The organism is Pseudoxanthomonas winnipegensis (assembly GCF_004283755.1).
GTDB classification, from domain to species: Bacteria; Pseudomonadota; Gammaproteobacteria; order Xanthomonadales; family Xanthomonadaceae; genus Pseudoxanthomonas_A; species Pseudoxanthomonas_A winnipegensis.
The window spans coordinates 667993-684451 of the sequence record NZ_SHMH01000001.1 but is presented as its reverse complement, the minus strand read 5'-3'; the positions used below and the strand labels follow the sequence as shown (position 1 = coordinate 684451).

Here is a 16459-nt window from a genome sequence, read left to right as displayed (position 1 = left end):
GGCGCTTGGGCGTGATCATGGAAATCCTCGGGCGGCGGGCAGGTGAGCAGGCGGCGGAACGGAGCGCCGGAGCCGGCGCAGGCATGCGGCGGACACCGGATCGGACGTGGGGACTTCGCAGAGCGGGGATGCGTTGGACATCGGATCCGCGGCGCACGCGCGGGCGCGCGCCGCGGCTGATCCAACCCTCCAGGCCACCAGACTGTGGTGGGCTGGCCTGGCCTGAAGCTACCGCCAGTGCGCGGTGTGTTGCTTCGTCGTGAAGGCGCGCGGCTTAGCCATTCGATGCCGCCGCGCCGGCTTTGACCTGGGGTGCGTCCAGGGCGCTGCGCAGGTGCCGGGCCGCCATCAGGAAGCCGAATACCGAGACGGCCGAGCCTCCCATCGCGGCCAGCATGGCGTAGCGCAGCGAGTCCTGCCCCAGCGCCGGCTTCCACAGGTCGCTGGCCACGCCCACGAACTGCGGTCCCAGGCCCAGGCCGACGATGTTGTCGATCAAGATCAGCACCGCCACCGCGGTCGCGCGGCTGCGCAGCGGCACCAGGCGCTGGACCACGGTGATCGTGGGCCCGACGAAGGCGGCGGTCATGGACAGCGGCACGATCGCCGCAGCCAGCGCGATGGCGGTGCTGTCGGCGAGGAAGCAGAACGGCGCCAGCGGCAGCGGCGCGAGAGCCGCCAACGCCGGGACATAGGCATACCAGCGCACGTCGCGCTTGCCGAACTGATCGGCCAGATGGCCTGCGGCGTAGGTGGCCAGGCCGCCGCACACGCCCATGATCATGGCCATGACCAGACCGATGTCGCCGGTGGCCATGCCGTGGCTGCGCGACAGGAACAGCGGGAAGAAGCCGCTCAGCGAATAGGAGGTGAAGCAGGTGGCGCATGCACCCAGCGCCAGGTAGCGGAAGCAGCGGCTGCGCCACAGCTGGCCCAGCACCCCGCCGAACGCAGGAATCTGCTCGCCGCCGCCATGACCATCGCTGGCGCCGCGTTCGGGATCGCGCACCGTGGCGAGCAGCAGGACGGTCAAGACCAGGCCGGGCAGGCCGGCGGCGATGAAGGCGGCGCGCCAGCCCCATGCGGCGGCGATGGCGCCGCCCGCGGCGAAGGCTACCAGCACGCCCAGATTGGAGCCCACCGCGTAGATCGCCTGCGCCCGTGCGCGCCGCTGCGGCGGATACAGGTCGGTGATCATCGTCTGCGAGGCCGGTCCGGTGCCGGCTTCGCCCACGCCCGTCAGCACGCGGGCCAGCGCCAGCTGCCAGAACTGGGTCACCAGCCCGCAGGCCATGGTCATCGCCGAGAACAGCGTCAGCGAGACGGCGATCAGGCGCCGGCGGCTGACCCGATCGGCCAGCAGCGCCAGCGGCACGCCCATGGTGGCGTAGAACAGCGCAAAGGTCGGGCCCACCAGCAGGCCGAGCGAGGTGTCGGACAGGTGGAACTCATCGCGCATCTGCGGCAGCAGGATCGACAGGATCTGGCGATCGATGAAGTTGGTGAGATAGATCGAGGTGAGGATGCCAAGCACCCAGCCGCGCGAGCCGATCAGACGTTTGCCGGGGAGGGAGGGGGAGGCGCTCATCGACACAGCGCGTCGATCAGGCGGTCCATGAAGGCCTCACCTGCGGCGAGCTGGCCGACTTCGATGTACTCATCGGGCTGGTGCGCCTGTGCGATCCAGCCGGGCCCGCAGATGACGGTGGGCAATCCGGCCTGCTCGAACAGGCCGGCCTCGGCCAGATACGAGGCGGCCTCGCACTGGTCGGTTCCCGCCAGCCGCGAGACGAAGTCCAGGGCCGGGCCATTGCTCTGGCCGGTCAACGCCGGGGCGTTGGACAGGATCTCGGTCGTGATGCCGCAATCGGCGAAGCGCGCGCGGATCTGGGCATCCAGTTCGTTCGCCAGGCTCTGGACCTCGTCATAGAGCGCGCGCGCCTGGCGGGGCGAGGTCGAGCGGATATCCCAGATGAAGCTGCATTCGCGCGCCAGGATGTTCGGCGCGGTACCGCCGTTGACCAAGCCGATGGTGAGGGTGGTATGCGCCGGTTCGAAGCCGTTGGGTGCCAGCGGCTCGGCCGCCAGGCGCTCGGCGATCTCGGCGATCCTGGCCATCAGCCGGGTGGCGACCATGATCGCGCTGACGCCCAGATGGGTCTGGCTCGAATGCGCCTCGTGGCCGCGTACGGTGGTGCGCAGGCCCATGATGCCCTTGTGCCGGTCGACGATGCGCATGCCGGTCGGCTCGCCGACGATCACCAGGTCAGGTCTTGGCACCTGTTCGAGCAGGGCCTGGATCAACGCGGGCGCGCCCAGCAGGCCGACCTCTTCGTCGTAGGACAGGGCGAAATGCACCGGGCGCTTGAGATTGGCCGCCAGCATGGCGGGCACCCGCGACAGGCCGACGGCCAGGAAGCCCTTCATGTCGGCCGACCCGCGCCCGTAGAGCCGGCCCTGGCGTTCGACGAGCGCCCAGGGATCGCTGGTCCAGGGCTGGCCGTCCACCGGCACGACATCGGTATGTCCCGATAGAACGACACCGCCCGCCACTTGGGGGCCGATGGAGAACAGCAGATTGGCCTTCTGGCCCTCGGCGCCGGTGATGCGAAGCGATCGGACGCCAAGGGCCTGCAGCCAGGCTTCAACGGACGCGATCAAGGCCAGGTTCGAATGGCGCGAGGTCGTGTCGAACGCGACCAGGTGTTCCAGCCACTGGCGTGCGGTCGCCGTGGAAGAGGGTGCGGTGCTGGCCAAGAGGTGCCCTGTCACGTGATGACTGTCGGCAGCCTAGCCGCACTTCGCCGGCCCCGGGTGGCCGATCGGGCCTTGGACTTAACCGAAAGGGTCATGCGGCAGGAGCCTGCCGGGTGCATTCGGCGAAGTGGGCGTGCGCATTCGGCGAAGCAGGAGGGCCAGGCAACGCACAGCATGGCCGCCGGCATGGCAGACCCATGTCGCCCCAGCATCTTCCGAGGCACGATGACAAAGACCATGGCAGACGTCGCAGCAACAAGCCGATTGCGTGCCGCGCTGGACCGGCACGACCAGGCGACGCTGCCCGAGTCGAGCGCGGCCCTCACCCGTGTGCGCTGCACGCCAAGCCCGTCGACGGAGCGGGTGCTGCCGAACGGGCAGGTGGCCCGGTGACGCTGTCCCTGTCCCGCGCCGAGGCACTGGCCCTGGGGCGGCTCGATGCGCACGACCAGGCCGCGCTCGTGCGGCGTGGCGAGCTGCCCGTGGCCGCGCTGGTCGAAGCCGCGTTGCTGCGGATCGATGCTCTCGAACCGGCGCTGCAGGCGTTGAGTCATTACGATCCGGCCCTTGCAACGCGTGAGCTGGCCGCGCTTCCCGCGCAGGCCGCGATGCGCGGCGTGCCCTGGTTGCCCAAGGACTCGCTCGATTATCCCGGCATGCCGACCACCGGCGGCTCGCGTAGCCGCAGCCGACGCCTGGTCGAACGTGGCTTGCCCTACGTGGATCGTCTACAGGCCGCGGGCCTGGTCGCGGTGGGCAAGAGCGCGATGCCCGAGTTCGGTCTGTTGGCCTCGACCGAACCGCTGTGCGGCCCGACCACGCGCAATCCCTGGTCCCTGGCGCATTCTCCGGGTGGCTCCAGCGGAGGTGCCGCGGCTGCCGTCGCGGCAGGCCTGGTGCCCCTGGCGCAAGGCAGCGATGGCGGCGGATCGATCCGTCTGCCGTCCTCCTGCTGTGGTCTGGTCGGCCTCAAGCCCGGTCGCGACAGCACGGTGCGCGTGCGCGGCCGGCATCCGATCGAGGATCTGCTGGTGGCCGACAGTCTGATGGCGCGCAGCGTGCGCGATGTGGCCTGGGGCTTCGCCGCCGCGCACCTTGATCCGCAGCGCGCGATGGTGCGCAACGCCGGCTCCCGCCGCCTGCGCATCGCGCTGATTCCGCACGGGTTGCGCAGGCAGACGCCCCATGCGCAGACCGCCGATGCGATCGCGCGGAGCGCGGCGCTGTGCGCCTCGCTCGGCCATCGGATCGAAACGGTCGCCTGGCCCATCGACGGCGACGATGTCCTCGACGCATTCCAGGACGTGTGGTCGCATCTGGCCGCCGACTGCGTGGACGCGACCCGCGCCCTCATCGGCGGCGGCAGGCTGGAGGATGCGCTGGAACCTTGGACGCTCGGCCTGGCGGCGCGCGCATGGCGCCTGCCGACCTCGCGGCTGGAGCGCGCGTATCGCCACTTCGCCGAGCTGCCGCGACTGCTCGCGGCGTTCTTCGAGCGCTTCGATGTGGTCCTCTCGCCGGTGACCCGTGCGCCGCCGCCCCTGCTCGGCACCTATGGCCCGAACGTGCCGACCGAGCGCCTGCTGGCGGACATGTTCGATTGGATCGCCTACACGCCGCTGCAGAACATGGCCGGCACGCCGGCGATCTCGCTGCCGTTGTTCCAAACCGCGGAAGGCTTGCCGGTCGGCAGCATGTTCGCCGCCGACCGGGGCCACGAAGACACCCTGCTGGCGCTGGCCTACGAACTCGAAGCCGCCTTGCCCTGGGCCGAGCGCTGGCCTGCCACCAGCGTGGCCGCGCTGGGCTCCTGACGCTCTGGAACCCTTGATCCCATGAACGATCCGTTTGCCTCCCGCCGGCCCGATGACCTGCCCTTGCTGGTGCGACAGCAGCCACTGGCCTGGGTGGTTTCCGGAGCGCCTGGTGCACAGCACGCCACGCCACTGCCGATTCAACTGGTATGCGCCGAAGACGGCACACCGGTCACCCTGCTGGGTCACTTCGCGCGCAACAACGCGCAGCTGGCGGCCATCGCCGCCGATGGCCGCGCCACGGTGCTGCTGATCGGGCCGCAGGGCTATGTGTCCCCGTCGTGGTTTGGCGATCGCACGCGCGCGCCGACCTGGAATTTCGGCTGGGCGCTGTTCGATGTGCAGATCGCGTTGCGCGACAGCAAAGCGGACGCCGATCGCCTGATCGGCGGTCTGGTCGAGCAGATGGAGGCCGGGCGTCCTGCCGCCTGGAGCACGGAAGAGATGGGGCCGCGCTATCACCAACTGGCGCAAGGCGTGGTTGGCTTCGAGGCGCGCGTGCTAGCCGTGCGCAGCCGTTTCAAGCTTGGCCAGGACGAACGCGACGAGGTGTTCGCCGACATCCTGCGTGGGCTGGACATCACCGGGCAGCACGACCTGGCAGCCTGGATGCGGCGCTTCTCCGCGGGACGATCGGCCGAAGCGCTGCCGCCCAGCGCGCCGGCCGCCAAGCCCCTCGATCCGGAGATCAAGCTGTTCATCGATGAGGTGGTCGCCACCGGCCGCCGCCTCACCGCCGGACGTGTGCTCGACTGGCCGCAGAAGCGGCAGATCGCCGAGGCGTCGCGGCTGCCGTGGCGCACCGGCGGCGCACAGGTCGCCAGGACGACCGATGCGATCATCGACACCGAGGCGGGCCCACTGCGGTTGCGCATCCAAGACCCGTCCCCGGGCGTTGCCAAGCCGACCATGATTTACCTGCACGGCGGCGGCTGGGCGATGTTCAGCCTGGACACGCACGACCGTGTGATGCGCGAGTACGCGGCGCGCAGCGGCATGGCGGTGGTCGGGCTGGATTACGCACTGGCACCGGAAGCGCCGTACCCGGCCGCGCTGGACCAGGTGATCGCGCTGGCGTTGTGGCTGCGCGCCCATGGCCAGACGCTTGGCCTGGACGGGGAGCGGCTGGCGCTGGCCGGCGATTCCGCCGGCGGCAATCTGTCGATGGGCGCGGTCCTGCGCCTGCGCGATGCCGGGCACGGTGAGGTGGTCAAGGCCGTGCTCAGCCTCTACGGTGGCTTCTCTCCCCATTGCTCACCCGCCGCGCGCCAGCGTTACGGAACCTCGGCCGATATGCTCAGCGGCGAGGAAACCGACTTCTTCTGGAACAACTACATCGACAGGATCGACCGCCTGCGCGAGCCCTATGCCGCGCCCCTGCTGGCCGATCTGCAGGGCCTGCCGCCGGTGTTCGTGCAGGTGGGCGAGTGCGATGTGCTGGTCGAGCAGAATCTTCAAATGGCCGGCGCGCTGCTTGCGGTGGGCAACGCGGTCCAGCTGCGGGTCTACCCGGGCGCGCCGCACAGCTTCATCGAGGCGTTGGCCGTCTCCAGGCTCGCCAACCAAGCGCTCGACGATGGCGTGGCCTGGCTGCGCCAGGTGCTGCTGGGCCAGGTGCGCTCCCGCGCCGCCTGACCGGCGCGCACGAAAAACATCGAGCCGGGGCATGCGGACGCATGGCTTGACCAAGATGAGGAGATGGCCTGCGCTGCGGCACGCCGATGCGGGATGGGCTAGGGTCGGCCGGTCGAAGCCCGCGGATGCTTCATGCTTGCCGCGCGCGCGTGGTGGATGAACCGCTCACTGAGGCGGGCTGTCGAAGCCGGCACCTGGTGGAACCGCCGCGCCTCGCGTCTGCCAGTGCCCGAGGCGATGGTCACTCGTCCTTCGATTCCTCGTCGCCGTAGAACTTCACCCCCAGCTGGATGCGCGCCCGACCGCTCTCCACCCGGTGCTTGTTGGTGTCGCGCAGCGAGTAGACGCAGCCGCAGTACTCCTGCTGGTAAAAGCGCTCCCGTTTGCTGATCTCGATCATGCGCGCAGCACCGCCGCACTTGCGCCAGTTGTATTCCCAGTAGGTCAGGTCGGGATATCTGGCCGCCGCGCGCACGCCGCAGGCATTGATCTGCTGCATGTTCTTCCAGCGGGAGATGCCGAGCGAACTGGTGATCACCGGGAAGCCATGCTCGTGCGCATACAGCGCGGTGCGCTCGAAGCGCATGTCGAAACACATCGTGCAGCGAATCCCGCGTTCGGGCTCGTTTTCCATGCCGCGCGCCCGCTCGAACCAGTTGTCGCGGTCGTAGTCGGCATCGACGAAGGCAATGCCGAACCGCTCGGCGAAACGGATGTTCTCATCCTTGCGCAGCTCGTATTCCTTGCGCGGATGGATGTTGGGGTTGTAGAAGAAGATGGTGTAGTCGATACCGGAGGCCAGCATGGCCTCCATGACCTCGCCCGAGCAGGGCGCGCAGCACGAATGCAGCAGGACCTTGTCGTGGCCGCCGGGCAGCGGGATCGGTGTGCGCTCTGTCGTGTTGTCCATCAGGTGGCGCCTCGTGTTGCGGCGACGGCCGTGGCAGGCTGGCGGGCCAGCTCGATGAAGGCCCGCAGATAATCCACGCCGGTGTCCGCCTCGCGCGCACCGAGATAGATCTGCTTGGGAATGCCGCGCGCGCCCAGGCGCACCGGCACCACATTCATCCTGATCGCGTATTCCTCGACCAGCCAGCGCGGCATCGCCGCTACGCCACGGCCGCTGGCCACCATCTGCATCATGATGTCGGTGGTCTCGATGGCCTTGTGCCGCCGCGGTGTGACGCCGGCCGGCAGCAGGAACTGGCTGTAGATGTCCAGGCGCTCGATGTCCACCGGATAGCTGATCAGCACTTCGCGGGTCAGCTGCTGCGGCTTCACATAGGCGGCCGAAGCCAGCGCGTGGTCCTTGGCCACGACCAGCACCTGCTCGTAATCGAACACCGGTTCGAACGTCAGCCCTGGCTTGAACAGCGGGTCGGGCGTGACCAGCAAGTCGATCTCGTAACCGAACAGCGCGCCGATCCCGCCGAACTGGAACTTCTGCTTGACGTCCACATCGACGTCCGGCCATGCGGCCAGATAGGGCGAGACGATCTTGAGCAGCCATTGGTAGCAGGGATGGCACTCCATGCCGATGCGCAGCGCGCCGCGCTCGCCCTGCGCGAACTGGCGCAGCCGTTCTTCGGCCAGGTCCAGCTGCGGCAGGACCCGGTTCGCCACCGCCAGCAGGTACTGGCCGGCCTGGGTGAGCCGCAGGCTGCGCCCTTCCCGCAGCCAAACGTCGGTGCCCAGCTGCTGTTCCAGCTTTTTCATGCTGTGGCTCAGGGCGGACTGGGTCAGGTTCAGCACGCCGGCGGCGGCCGTCAGGGAGCCCTGCTGTTCGACCTGCTGGACGATGCTGAGATGGATGCGCTCAAGCATTCAGATGATTCGATTTCATGGATCGGTGAATTATCACCATTTTACTTCATATGACAGCCGCTCTAGCATCGAAGCGCTCCCCCCATTTCAAGCACTTGCTCGGGCTGGAGTGCCGCCATCGTCACCCGCGACAAGCCTTTGCCGGCGGAATTCCAACGCCGCCCGAACCGCTGCAGATCTCTCCCCCATGAACGCAGAAATCCCTCATCCCCTTCATGTCGTCGCGGTCTCTGGCGGACAGCAGCATCCGTCCAAGTCCACGGCGCTGGCTGAGCACCTGATGGACCTGATCGCCGACCAGATTCCCTGCCGGCAGCGGCTGGTCGCACTTGGACAGCTCGCGCCCCAGTTCGCGGGATGCACCTGGCGCTCGCAACTGCCTGACGCGGTCGAGGCCGATCTGGCAGCGGTTGAGCAGGCGGACGTGCTGGTGGTGACCACACCGGTGTATCGCGGCTCCTACACCGGACTGTTCAAGCACTTCTTCGACTTCGTCCACCAGGATGCGTTGATCGATACGCCGGTTTTCCTCGGCGCGACCGGCGGCAGCGAGCGCCACGCGCTGATGATCGATCACCAGCTACGGCCGCTCTTCAGCTTCTTCCAGACGCGGACCCTGCCACTGGGCGTCTACGCGACCGACAAGGATTTCCTGGACCAGCGTCTGCACAGCGAGGCCTTGCTCCAGCGTGCGCAGCTGGCCGTGCAGCGTGCGCTGCCGCTGCTTGCGTTGCCGCGCCGCCGGACCGTCATGGCCACCGAGGATGTCGTTGCAGCCTGAGGACAGGCGCACTACGAACACCCGGCCCGCCACGTCCCTCGACCTGGCGGGTGCCAGCGGGCACGCGTATCGCTGAGGCGGTCTGCGGCCTGGCAACCCACGAAAGGCTTGAGGATGCGCCAGGCGCGCTTCCCGATCTTCAATACCCAGAGCATCGCCCCATGAACGACGATTTCACCTTCAGCATCAAGAGCCTCAGCTTTGACGAGGACTATCAACCCTCTGACAGCACGCGCATCACCACCAACTTCGCCAACCTGGCCAGGGGCGCGAGCCGTCGGCAGAACCTGCGCAACACGCTGAAGATGATCGACAACCGTTTCAATGCGCTGGCGCATTGGGACAATCCCAAGGGGGATCGCTACTCGGTGGCACTGGAGATCATCTCAGTCGAGATGAACTTGAATGCCAACGAAAAGGACAAGGCGTTTCCGCTGATCGAGATCCTCGAGACGCAGATCATCGACAAGCTCGCCGGCGCACGCATCCAAGGCATCCCGGGCAACAACTTTTCTTCCTATGTGCGCGATTACGACTTCAGCGTGCTGCTGCCGGCGTACAACCAGGACAAGCACACTTTCAGCTTCCCGGACGATTTCGGCAGCCTGCATGGCAAGCTGTTCCAGCACTTCCTGAACTCCGAGGCCTACAAGGCCCGCTTCAGCAAGTCGCCGGTCATCTGCATCAGCGCGTCCAGCAGCAAGACCTACCACCGCACCAATAACCGGCATCCGGTCCTGGGCGTGGAATACGCGCAGGATGCGCTTTCCTCGACCGATCACTACTTCGGGAAGATGGGGCTGAAGGTGCGCTACTTCATGCCGCCCGGCAGCGTTGCGCCACTGGCGTTCTACTTCATCGGCGACCTGCTCGGCGATTACAGCAATCTCGAGCTGATCGGCACCATCAGCACCATGGAAACCTTTCAGAAGATCTACCGGCCCGAGATCTACAACGCCAACTCCGTCGCCGGGCAGATCTATCAGCCCAGCCTGAAGCACCTGGACTACTCCTCGACGCAGATCGTCTACGACCGCGAGGAGCGCAGCCAGCTTGCCGTCAAGCAGGGCAGGTTCACCGAAGAACACTTCATCAAGCCCTACAAGCAAGCGCTCGAGCGTTGGGCCGCCAATCATTCCTTCTGAACAATACGCACAAGACCCATCAAACATGAATAAGCTCCTTCCCACCTCGACCGCTGGCAGCCTCCCCAAACCCTCCTGGCTGGCGCAGCCAGAGAAGCTCTGGTCGCCTTGGAAACTGGAAGGCGAAGCCCTGATCGAAGGCAAGAAGGACGCCCTGCGCCTGTCGCTGCAGGAGCAGCAGCACGCCGGCATCGACATCGTCAGCGACGGCGAGCAGACCCGCCAGCACTTCGTCACCACCTTCATCGAACACCTCGACGGCGTCGATTTCGAGAAGCGCGAGACGGTCAGGATCCGCGACCGCTATGACGCCAGCGTGCCGACCGTGGTCGGCGCGGTGAGCCGGCCGAAGTCCGTATTCGTGGATGACGCCAGGTTCCTGCGCGAACAGACCGCGCAGCCGATCAAGTGGGCGTTGCCGGGACCGATGACGATGATCGACACGCTCTACGACGCCCACTACAAGAGCCGGGAGAAGCTGGCCTGGGAATTCGCCAAGATCCTCAACCAGGAGGCCCGCGAGCTGGAAGCGGCCGGCGTGGACATCATCCAGTTCGACGAGCCGGCCTTCAATGTGTTCTTCGACGAGGTCAACGACTGGGGCGTGGCCACGCTGGAACGCGCGATCGAAGGGCTCAAGTGCGAGACCGCCGTGCACATCTGCTATGGCTACGGTATCAAGGCCAACACCGACTGGAAGCAGACGCTGGGCTCGGAGTGGCGCCAATACGAGGAGTCGTTTCCCAAGCTGGCACAGTCCGGGATCGATCTCATCTCGCTGGAATGCCACAACTCCCACGTGCCGATCGACCTGGTCGAACTTGTGCGCGGAAAGAAGGTGATGGTCGGCGCGATCGACGTGGCAAGCAGCAAGGTGGAGACGCCTGAGGAAGTGGCGCAAACCTTGCGCAAGGCACTGCAGTTTGTCGATGCGGACAAGCTTTACCCGTGCACCAACTGTGGCATGGCCCCGCTCCCGCGTGAGGTGGCGAACGGGAAACTGAGGGCGCTTAGTGCGGGTGCGGACATCGTCCGCAGGGAGCTGTCGGCCTGAGGGAGCGCCCGGTCACGCTTGCCGCATGACGTGCCGTGGTCAGGCCAATACGGTGCCGCGACAGGTCCGGCGCCGTCCGACCTGCGAGCGGCGCTGGCGTGCAAGCAGATAGAAACTCTGGGCTGCAGGCCATCCATGCGCTTGCGCACGACGCCGCACATGGCGTCGGCGCCAGGGATCATGTGGCGCGCGCCACCGTATCGATTGCTTCTGCCAGTGCGTGCAGATGACCTATAGGTGTGAACGTCTGCGGCGTGACACGGATGCAGGCGCCGCTCGCCAGGTCGTTGCGGACTACCGTGAAGATGCCGAAATCCTGCTGCAGTCGCGCCTGCAGGGCGTCGGCCTGCGCCTTGGTCGTCTGGCCGCGCAGGCGGAACCCGCCCATGCCCGACGCATTGTGCGGGCCGCTGGGGCCGAGGATTTCGACCTTCGGCGACGCCCGGACCTGGCTCACCCAGGTTTCGCGCAGGTACTTCAGGCGCGCGGCCTTGTTGGCGCCACCGATGGCCTGGTGGAACGCCAGCGCGTCCGGGACGGTCAGGAACGATGCGAAGTCCGAGGTCGCCAGATGCACACGGTTGGCCACATCGTCATCGCCCGGGTCTTCCCCGGGGAAGGGCGACACCGCGCCCATCGTGCCTTCCCGCATGTACAGCGCGCCCACGCCCACCGGCGAGCCGATCCACTTGTGCAGGTTGAACACCGCCCAGTCAACGTCTAGGTCATCGCGCTTGAAGTCCAGCAGGCCCCAGGACTGCGCGCAATCGCAGATCACGTGGATACCGCGCTGACGCGCGATCGCGGCGATCTGCCGCACAGGCAGCACGAGTCCGTGCTGGTTGCTGACATGGGTCAGCAGGATGAGCTTGAGGTTGGGGTGCGCGTCGAAGGCCTGACGGTAGGCCGCGAGATAATCATCGTCGGTGCCGCTGGCGGGCAGGGCCAGCATGTGGCCCTCGACACCCCGGCGCCGCGCCAGCCACGCCATCATGCGCTTGAATTCCGGATAGTCCGCATCGGCCCAGAGGATCGCGTCGCCGGGCGCCAGCCCGTCGTACTGGGTGATCAGGTTGACGAAGGACTCGGTGGCGTTGCGGGTCAGCATCAACTCGTGCGTCTTGACGCCGAGCGCTTCGGCCGCCGCGGCGCGTGCCGTCATGAAGTCACGGCCGTAATCGCGGCGCGCGTACCAGGACAGTTCCTGGTTGACCCTGTGCGTGTGGCGGGCCAGGGCCTGTTCCACCGGTGTGGACATCTTGCCCCAGTAGCCATGCTCCAGATTGATGATGTCGTCCTGCACCGGATAGAGCGCCCGCACCGCCGCCCAGTGCGCTTCGTCCTGCGCGAGCGCCTGCGGTGATTTGGTCGAGGCCGGGAGTGTTGGCATGGTGCCGGCATCCGCCATCAGGGGGGAGGCGGCGAGGGAGGCCGACAACTGGAGGAAGCGCCTGCGGTTTGCCATGAGGAGCCTGCGTTTGTCTGTTATCAAGTAACAGTATCAGGAGCCGGCACCGCATGGCGGGATGCATGGGATGTCCGTCCGGACTCGACGGGTCCTCCGCAGGAGCGTCGCAAGGGCCAGGCGTGACACGCCGTTTCACCGCCGGCGGCTGTCATGCAGATGGCGATGCCCGGCATGGACCAGGGCAGGGCCGACAATGGGCGGGCCTTGTGCGAAAAGGGCCCATGGACATGACCCGCCGCGACGAGGCTGGGTCCATTAAAGTCGGCATGCCAAAATGAAAGCGCGTGTAGCTCCCTGATGGCAGCGCAAGGTATCGACTAGGAAAGCGGGGATCCAAGCGGGTATGGATCCGGCGACACAGGGTTCCTGTCTTATAAAACAATGAGATACGCCTTATATGCTGCTGATGATCGACAACTACGACAGCTTCACCTACAACCTCGTGCAGTACCTGCAGTCGCTGGGCGTCGAGGTGGAGGTGGTGCGCAACGACGCGCTGGACGTGGACCGGATCGCGAAGATGGCGCCGGAGCGCATCGTGATCTCGCCCGGCCCGTGCACGCCCAACGAGGCGGGGGTGTCGCTGGAGGTGATCGAGCGACTGGGCGCGACCACGCCGATCCTGGGCGTGTGCCTGGGGCACCAGAGCATCGGCCAGGCCTACGGCGGGGATGTGATCCGCGCCGGTCGCATCATGCACGGCAAGGTCTCACCGATCCGGCACGAGGGGCGCGGCGTGTTCGCCGGCCTGCCGGATCGCTACGAGGCCACGCGCTACCACTCGCTGGTGGTCGACAAGACCACGCTGCCGCCGGCGCTGGAGGTCACCGCGTGGACGGAGAACGAGGACGGCTCGATCGAGGAGATCATGGGCCTGCGCCACCGCGAGTTCCCGGTGGAGGGCGTGCAGTTCCATCCCGAGTCCATCCTGACCCAGCACGGCCACGCGCTGCTGAAGAACTTCCTGGAGCGCACGGCTTGAAGGGCGCCCCATGATGGGGGCGGCGCGCTAGCCGCGGGGCCTCCATCTCATCACGGCCGGCTGTCAACGCGGTCGCACTTGGCGCGTTGTAGGCGATATGAGATTACCTCGACCCTTACTCGCGCTCGCCTTGATCGCCGGCACGGCGCATGCCCAGCAATCCGCGCCCCCCGCGGCGTCGCCGGCGCAGGGCGAGGGCGGGGAGGTCGCCTCTCCCATCGATACGCTCGACGCGGTGAAGGTCACCGCGAGTCGTCTCCCGAGCGAACCCGGCGCTGCCCTCGGCACGATCCGGCCGGAGCTGCAGCTGGGCCGCATGGAGGTGCAGAGCTATGGCGCCTCCACCGTGGAGGAGTTGCTCGGCCTGATCGCGCCGATGACCACCAGCGATAGCGGCGATTCGACGCCGATCGTGCTGCTCAACGGCAAGCGGATTTCCGGCATGCAGGAAATCAAGGACATCCCCACCGAAGCGATCCGCCGCGTCGACGTGCTGCCGGAAGAGGAGGCCTTGCTGTACGGCTATCCGCCCGACCAGAAGGTGGTGAATGTCGTGCTGGTGCCGCGCTTCAATCGCTACACCGCGCAGCTGGATGGCAGCGCACCGAGCGCGGGCGGCATGGAAACCGGCGTCGCCGACCTGGACCGCTTCATCCTGCACGACGACGATCGCCTCAACCTGGACCTGAAGTACACGGCCAACACGATGCTGACCGAGGACGAGCGCGACATCGCGACCGTGCCGGTGCAGCCGGGCTACGACGCGCAGGCGGAAGATCCGCTGGACCCGCGCGCCGCGCGAAGCCTCGCCAACGCCAGTCACGCCGTGGATGGCAACGCGGTCCTGAGCAGGGCACTGGGGGATCGCACCTCGTTGACCTTGAACTACACCGGCAACCTCAATACCAGCGATGGCGAGCGCGGCTATGCCGGCACCGCATTGGACGTCCCTGCGGATGATCCCTTCGCGCAGTCCGCCGACGGACAGCGCGTGTACCGCTACGTGCCGGTGGTTCTGGGCCAGCATTCGAAAGGCTGGAGCAGCCGCTTCGGCGGCACGCTCAACCACGATTTCGACAGTGCCTGGCATCTTTCGGTGGTGGGCTACTGGAACCGTGCCGGCAGCCGCACCGTCACCGATGCCGGCGTGGACAACAGCGCGGCGCAGGCGCTGCTGGATGCGGGCGATGCGGACTTCGATCCCTACGGCCTGTTGACCGGGGCGATGTTCCCGCGCAACGCGCCCAACATCGCCACTTCGCTGGCCGACACGAAGAACCTGCAAGTGTTGGTGAACGGTACGCTGCTGAAGCTGCCGGCCGGCGATGCGATCGTGAGCCTGGGCCTGGCCGACACCGACAGCCGCATCGACAATGTGGCGCGCATGGGCGGCCGGCAGCGCATCGCCGACTTCAAGCGCAACGATGCCAGCGCGACCGCGAGCATCGAGGTGCCGTTGATCAATCGCGGCCAGGAGACGCTCGGCAGGTTCGGCGACCTGTCGATCAACGCGCATGCGCAGCTCGATCGTCTTTCCGACTACGGCCAGGACCTGCAGCGCTGGGGCTATGGCCTTCGCTGGTCGCCGATGACGCGGCTCACGTTCACCGCCAACCTCGACGCCGGCAAGACCGCGCCCACCCTGACCCAGCTGGCCAACCCGGTCATCACCAGCATCGGCACGCGCGTGTTCGATTACGCCACCGGGCAAACCGTCAGCGTCACCTCGATCAGTGGCGGAAATCCCGATCTGCTGGCCAGCGACCAGCACCGTTTCCGGGCCGGCATCAATATCAAGCCGTTCGATCAGCGGCGACTGTCCATCGTCTTCAACTACAGCGACACCGACACGCGGGATCCGGTCGGCAGCCTGCCGCCGGCCACCGCGGCCCTGCAGGCCGCGCTGAGCGACCGCTTCCTCACCGACGACGACGGCGACCTGGTCGAGGTGGACAGCCGCCCGCTCAATTTCGCCGAGGAACGGCGCCGGCAGCTGCGCTTCGGGGTCAACGATGCGCATTCGGTCTCCGGCTTCTTCAGCAGCGCGTCGCCGCCGCCTGAGATGACGCGTGCCAGCTTCGCCGCACGCGGTGGCGGCAATGCAGCCGATGGCGGCGCTGGAAGCCCGGGAGGCACGGGAGGCGATGCCCCGCCGCCGGATCAGGCCCGCGAGGGACGGTGGCAGGGCGGAAGCGATCGGGGCTTCGGTGGTGGCGGCGGCGGGCGGATGCCTGCCTCGATGATGCAGGGGCAGATCGTATGGTCGCTGTACGACACCGTGGTGTTTTCCGACCGCGTCCTGATTCGCAACGGCCTGCCGTGGCTGGATCTGCTCGGTGGCGATGCGATCGGCGGCAGCGGCGGCGTGGCGCGCAACCAGATCGATGGCAGCATCGCCTATACGCGCTCGGCGTATGGCGTGCGGCTCAGCTTCACTTCGCGTAGCGGCACCCGGGCGGAGGGCGGCGGCGCGGAGACGGGCAATCTGGATTTTTCGGGCCTGACGACGTTCAACCTGCGCGCCTTCGCCAACACGGGCCGCACGCCGCTGGCGCAGGATCATCCGTGGTTGCGGGGCACGCGGATGACCTTGACGGTCGCCAACCTGTTCGACAGGCGCGTGAAGGTGCTCGACGGCACTGGCGCGGTGCCCGCGAGCTACCAGCCGGAGTTGCTCGACCCGATCGGCGGGGCGATCACGTTGAGCCTGCGCAAGCAGTTCCAGTGAGTCCAGGCGGCGGTCGGGCGCTGGCGGACTGCCAGCGGCGGCACCGGACCGGCTTGCGTTTGGACGTGAGAGAATCCCGCCCCCCGGCACGGCGTCCTTCCAGTCGCGGGTCCCAGAGGCGATCGCGGTACCGATGCGGGCTCGATTGCCTCTGGAAGATGCCGGGCCTCTGGAACCGCATGGACAGGTCTTGCATGTTGCCGATGATCGACAGCCACGACAGCTTTACCCGCCTCACCCAGTGCCGCCACGCGCTGCTGAAGAACTTCCT

Annotated in this window: 12 protein-coding genes; 7 read left to right on the top strand and 5 right to left on the bottom strand. The window is 67.2% G+C overall.

The window, feature by feature from the left end; genetic code table 11:
• Positions 1-274 precede the first annotated feature (274 nt).
• Both EAT51_RS03080 and argE read right to left on the bottom strand, forming a co-directional pair.
• A complete protein-coding gene (locus EAT51_RS03080) occupies positions 275-1588 on the bottom strand; it encodes a spinster family MFS transporter (RefSeq protein ID WP_130515196.1) in 1314 nt (437 codons plus the stop codon).
• On the bottom strand, positions 1585-2757 hold the full coding sequence (gene argE, locus EAT51_RS03075; protein WP_130516166.1) for an acetylornithine deacetylase: 1173 nt from the start codon (positions 2755-2757) through the stop codon (positions 1585-1587). The genes EAT51_RS03080 and argE overlap by 4 nt, the downstream gene beginning before the upstream one ends.
• 197 nt (positions 2758-2954) lie before the next feature.
• On the opposite strand from argE, the gene EAT51_RS03070 reads away from it, so the two are divergent.
• Both EAT51_RS03070 and EAT51_RS03065 read left to right on the top strand, forming a co-directional pair.
• Positions 2955-4571: an amidase family protein gene (locus tag EAT51_RS03070; protein WP_130515198.1), complete on the top strand. Its 1617-nt coding sequence runs from the start codon at positions 2955-2957 to the stop codon at positions 4569-4571.
• Between the two features lie 21 nt (positions 4572-4592).
• Positions 4593-6206 (top strand): alpha/beta hydrolase fold domain-containing protein, encoded by a 1614-nt coding sequence (locus tag EAT51_RS03065; RefSeq protein ID WP_130515200.1) that lies wholly within the window; start codon positions 4593-4595, stop codon positions 6204-6206.
• Positions 6207-6447: 241 nt separating this feature from the next.
• Here the strand turns inward: EAT51_RS03065 and EAT51_RS03060 are convergent, their stop codons facing one another.
• Complete coding sequence (locus EAT51_RS03060) at positions 6448-7116, bottom strand: epoxyqueuosine reductase QueH (RefSeq protein ID WP_130515202.1); 669 nt, start codon at positions 7114-7116, stop codon at positions 6448-6450.
• A complete protein-coding gene (locus EAT51_RS03055) occupies positions 7116-8030 on the bottom strand; it encodes a LysR family transcriptional regulator (protein ID WP_130515204.1) in 915 nt (304 codons plus the stop codon). The genes EAT51_RS03060 and EAT51_RS03055 overlap by 1 nt, the downstream gene beginning before the upstream one ends.
• Before the next feature lie 187 nt (positions 8031-8217).
• Between EAT51_RS03055 and msuE the strand changes: the two genes are divergently transcribed.
• From msuE to EAT51_RS03040, 3 genes are all read left to right on the top strand, one after another.
• Positions 8218-8811 carry an FMN reductase gene (gene msuE, locus EAT51_RS03050; RefSeq protein ID WP_205953467.1) on the top strand — a complete coding sequence of 198 codons (594 nt, stop codon included), beginning with the start codon at positions 8218-8220 and terminating at the stop codon, positions 8809-8811.
• Between the two features lie 161 nt (positions 8812-8972).
• Positions 8973-9956, top strand: a complete 984-nt coding sequence (locus EAT51_RS03045) for a DUF1852 domain-containing protein (protein WP_130516171.1) — start codon at positions 8973-8975, stop codon at positions 9954-9956.
• A gap of 25 nt (positions 9957-9981) precedes the next feature.
• Positions 9982-11010, top strand: coding sequence for a methionine synthase (locus EAT51_RS03040; protein ID WP_130515207.1), 1029 nt, complete (start codon positions 9982-9984; stop codon positions 11008-11010).
• Positions 11011-11188: 178 nt separating this feature from the next.
• Here EAT51_RS03040 and EAT51_RS03035 read toward each other — a convergent pair whose 3' ends face one another.
• On the bottom strand, positions 11189-12475 hold the full coding sequence (locus EAT51_RS03035) for an aminotransferase class V-fold PLP-dependent enzyme (RefSeq protein WP_130515209.1): 1287 nt from the start codon (positions 12473-12475) through the stop codon (positions 11189-11191).
• A 400-nt stretch (positions 12476-12875) separates the two neighbouring features.
• Here EAT51_RS03035 and EAT51_RS03030 point away from each other — a divergent pair, with 400 nt between their 5' ends.
• Complete coding sequence (locus EAT51_RS03030) at positions 12876-13460, top strand: anthranilate synthase component II (protein ID WP_130515211.1); 585 nt, start codon at positions 12876-12878, stop codon at positions 13458-13460.
• Between the two features lie 130 nt (positions 13461-13590).
• Entirely contained in the window at positions 13591-16188 is a 2598-nt protein-coding gene (locus tag EAT51_RS03025; RefSeq protein WP_130515212.1) for a TonB-dependent receptor, read from the top strand.
• Positions 16189-16459: the final 271 nt, after the last annotated feature.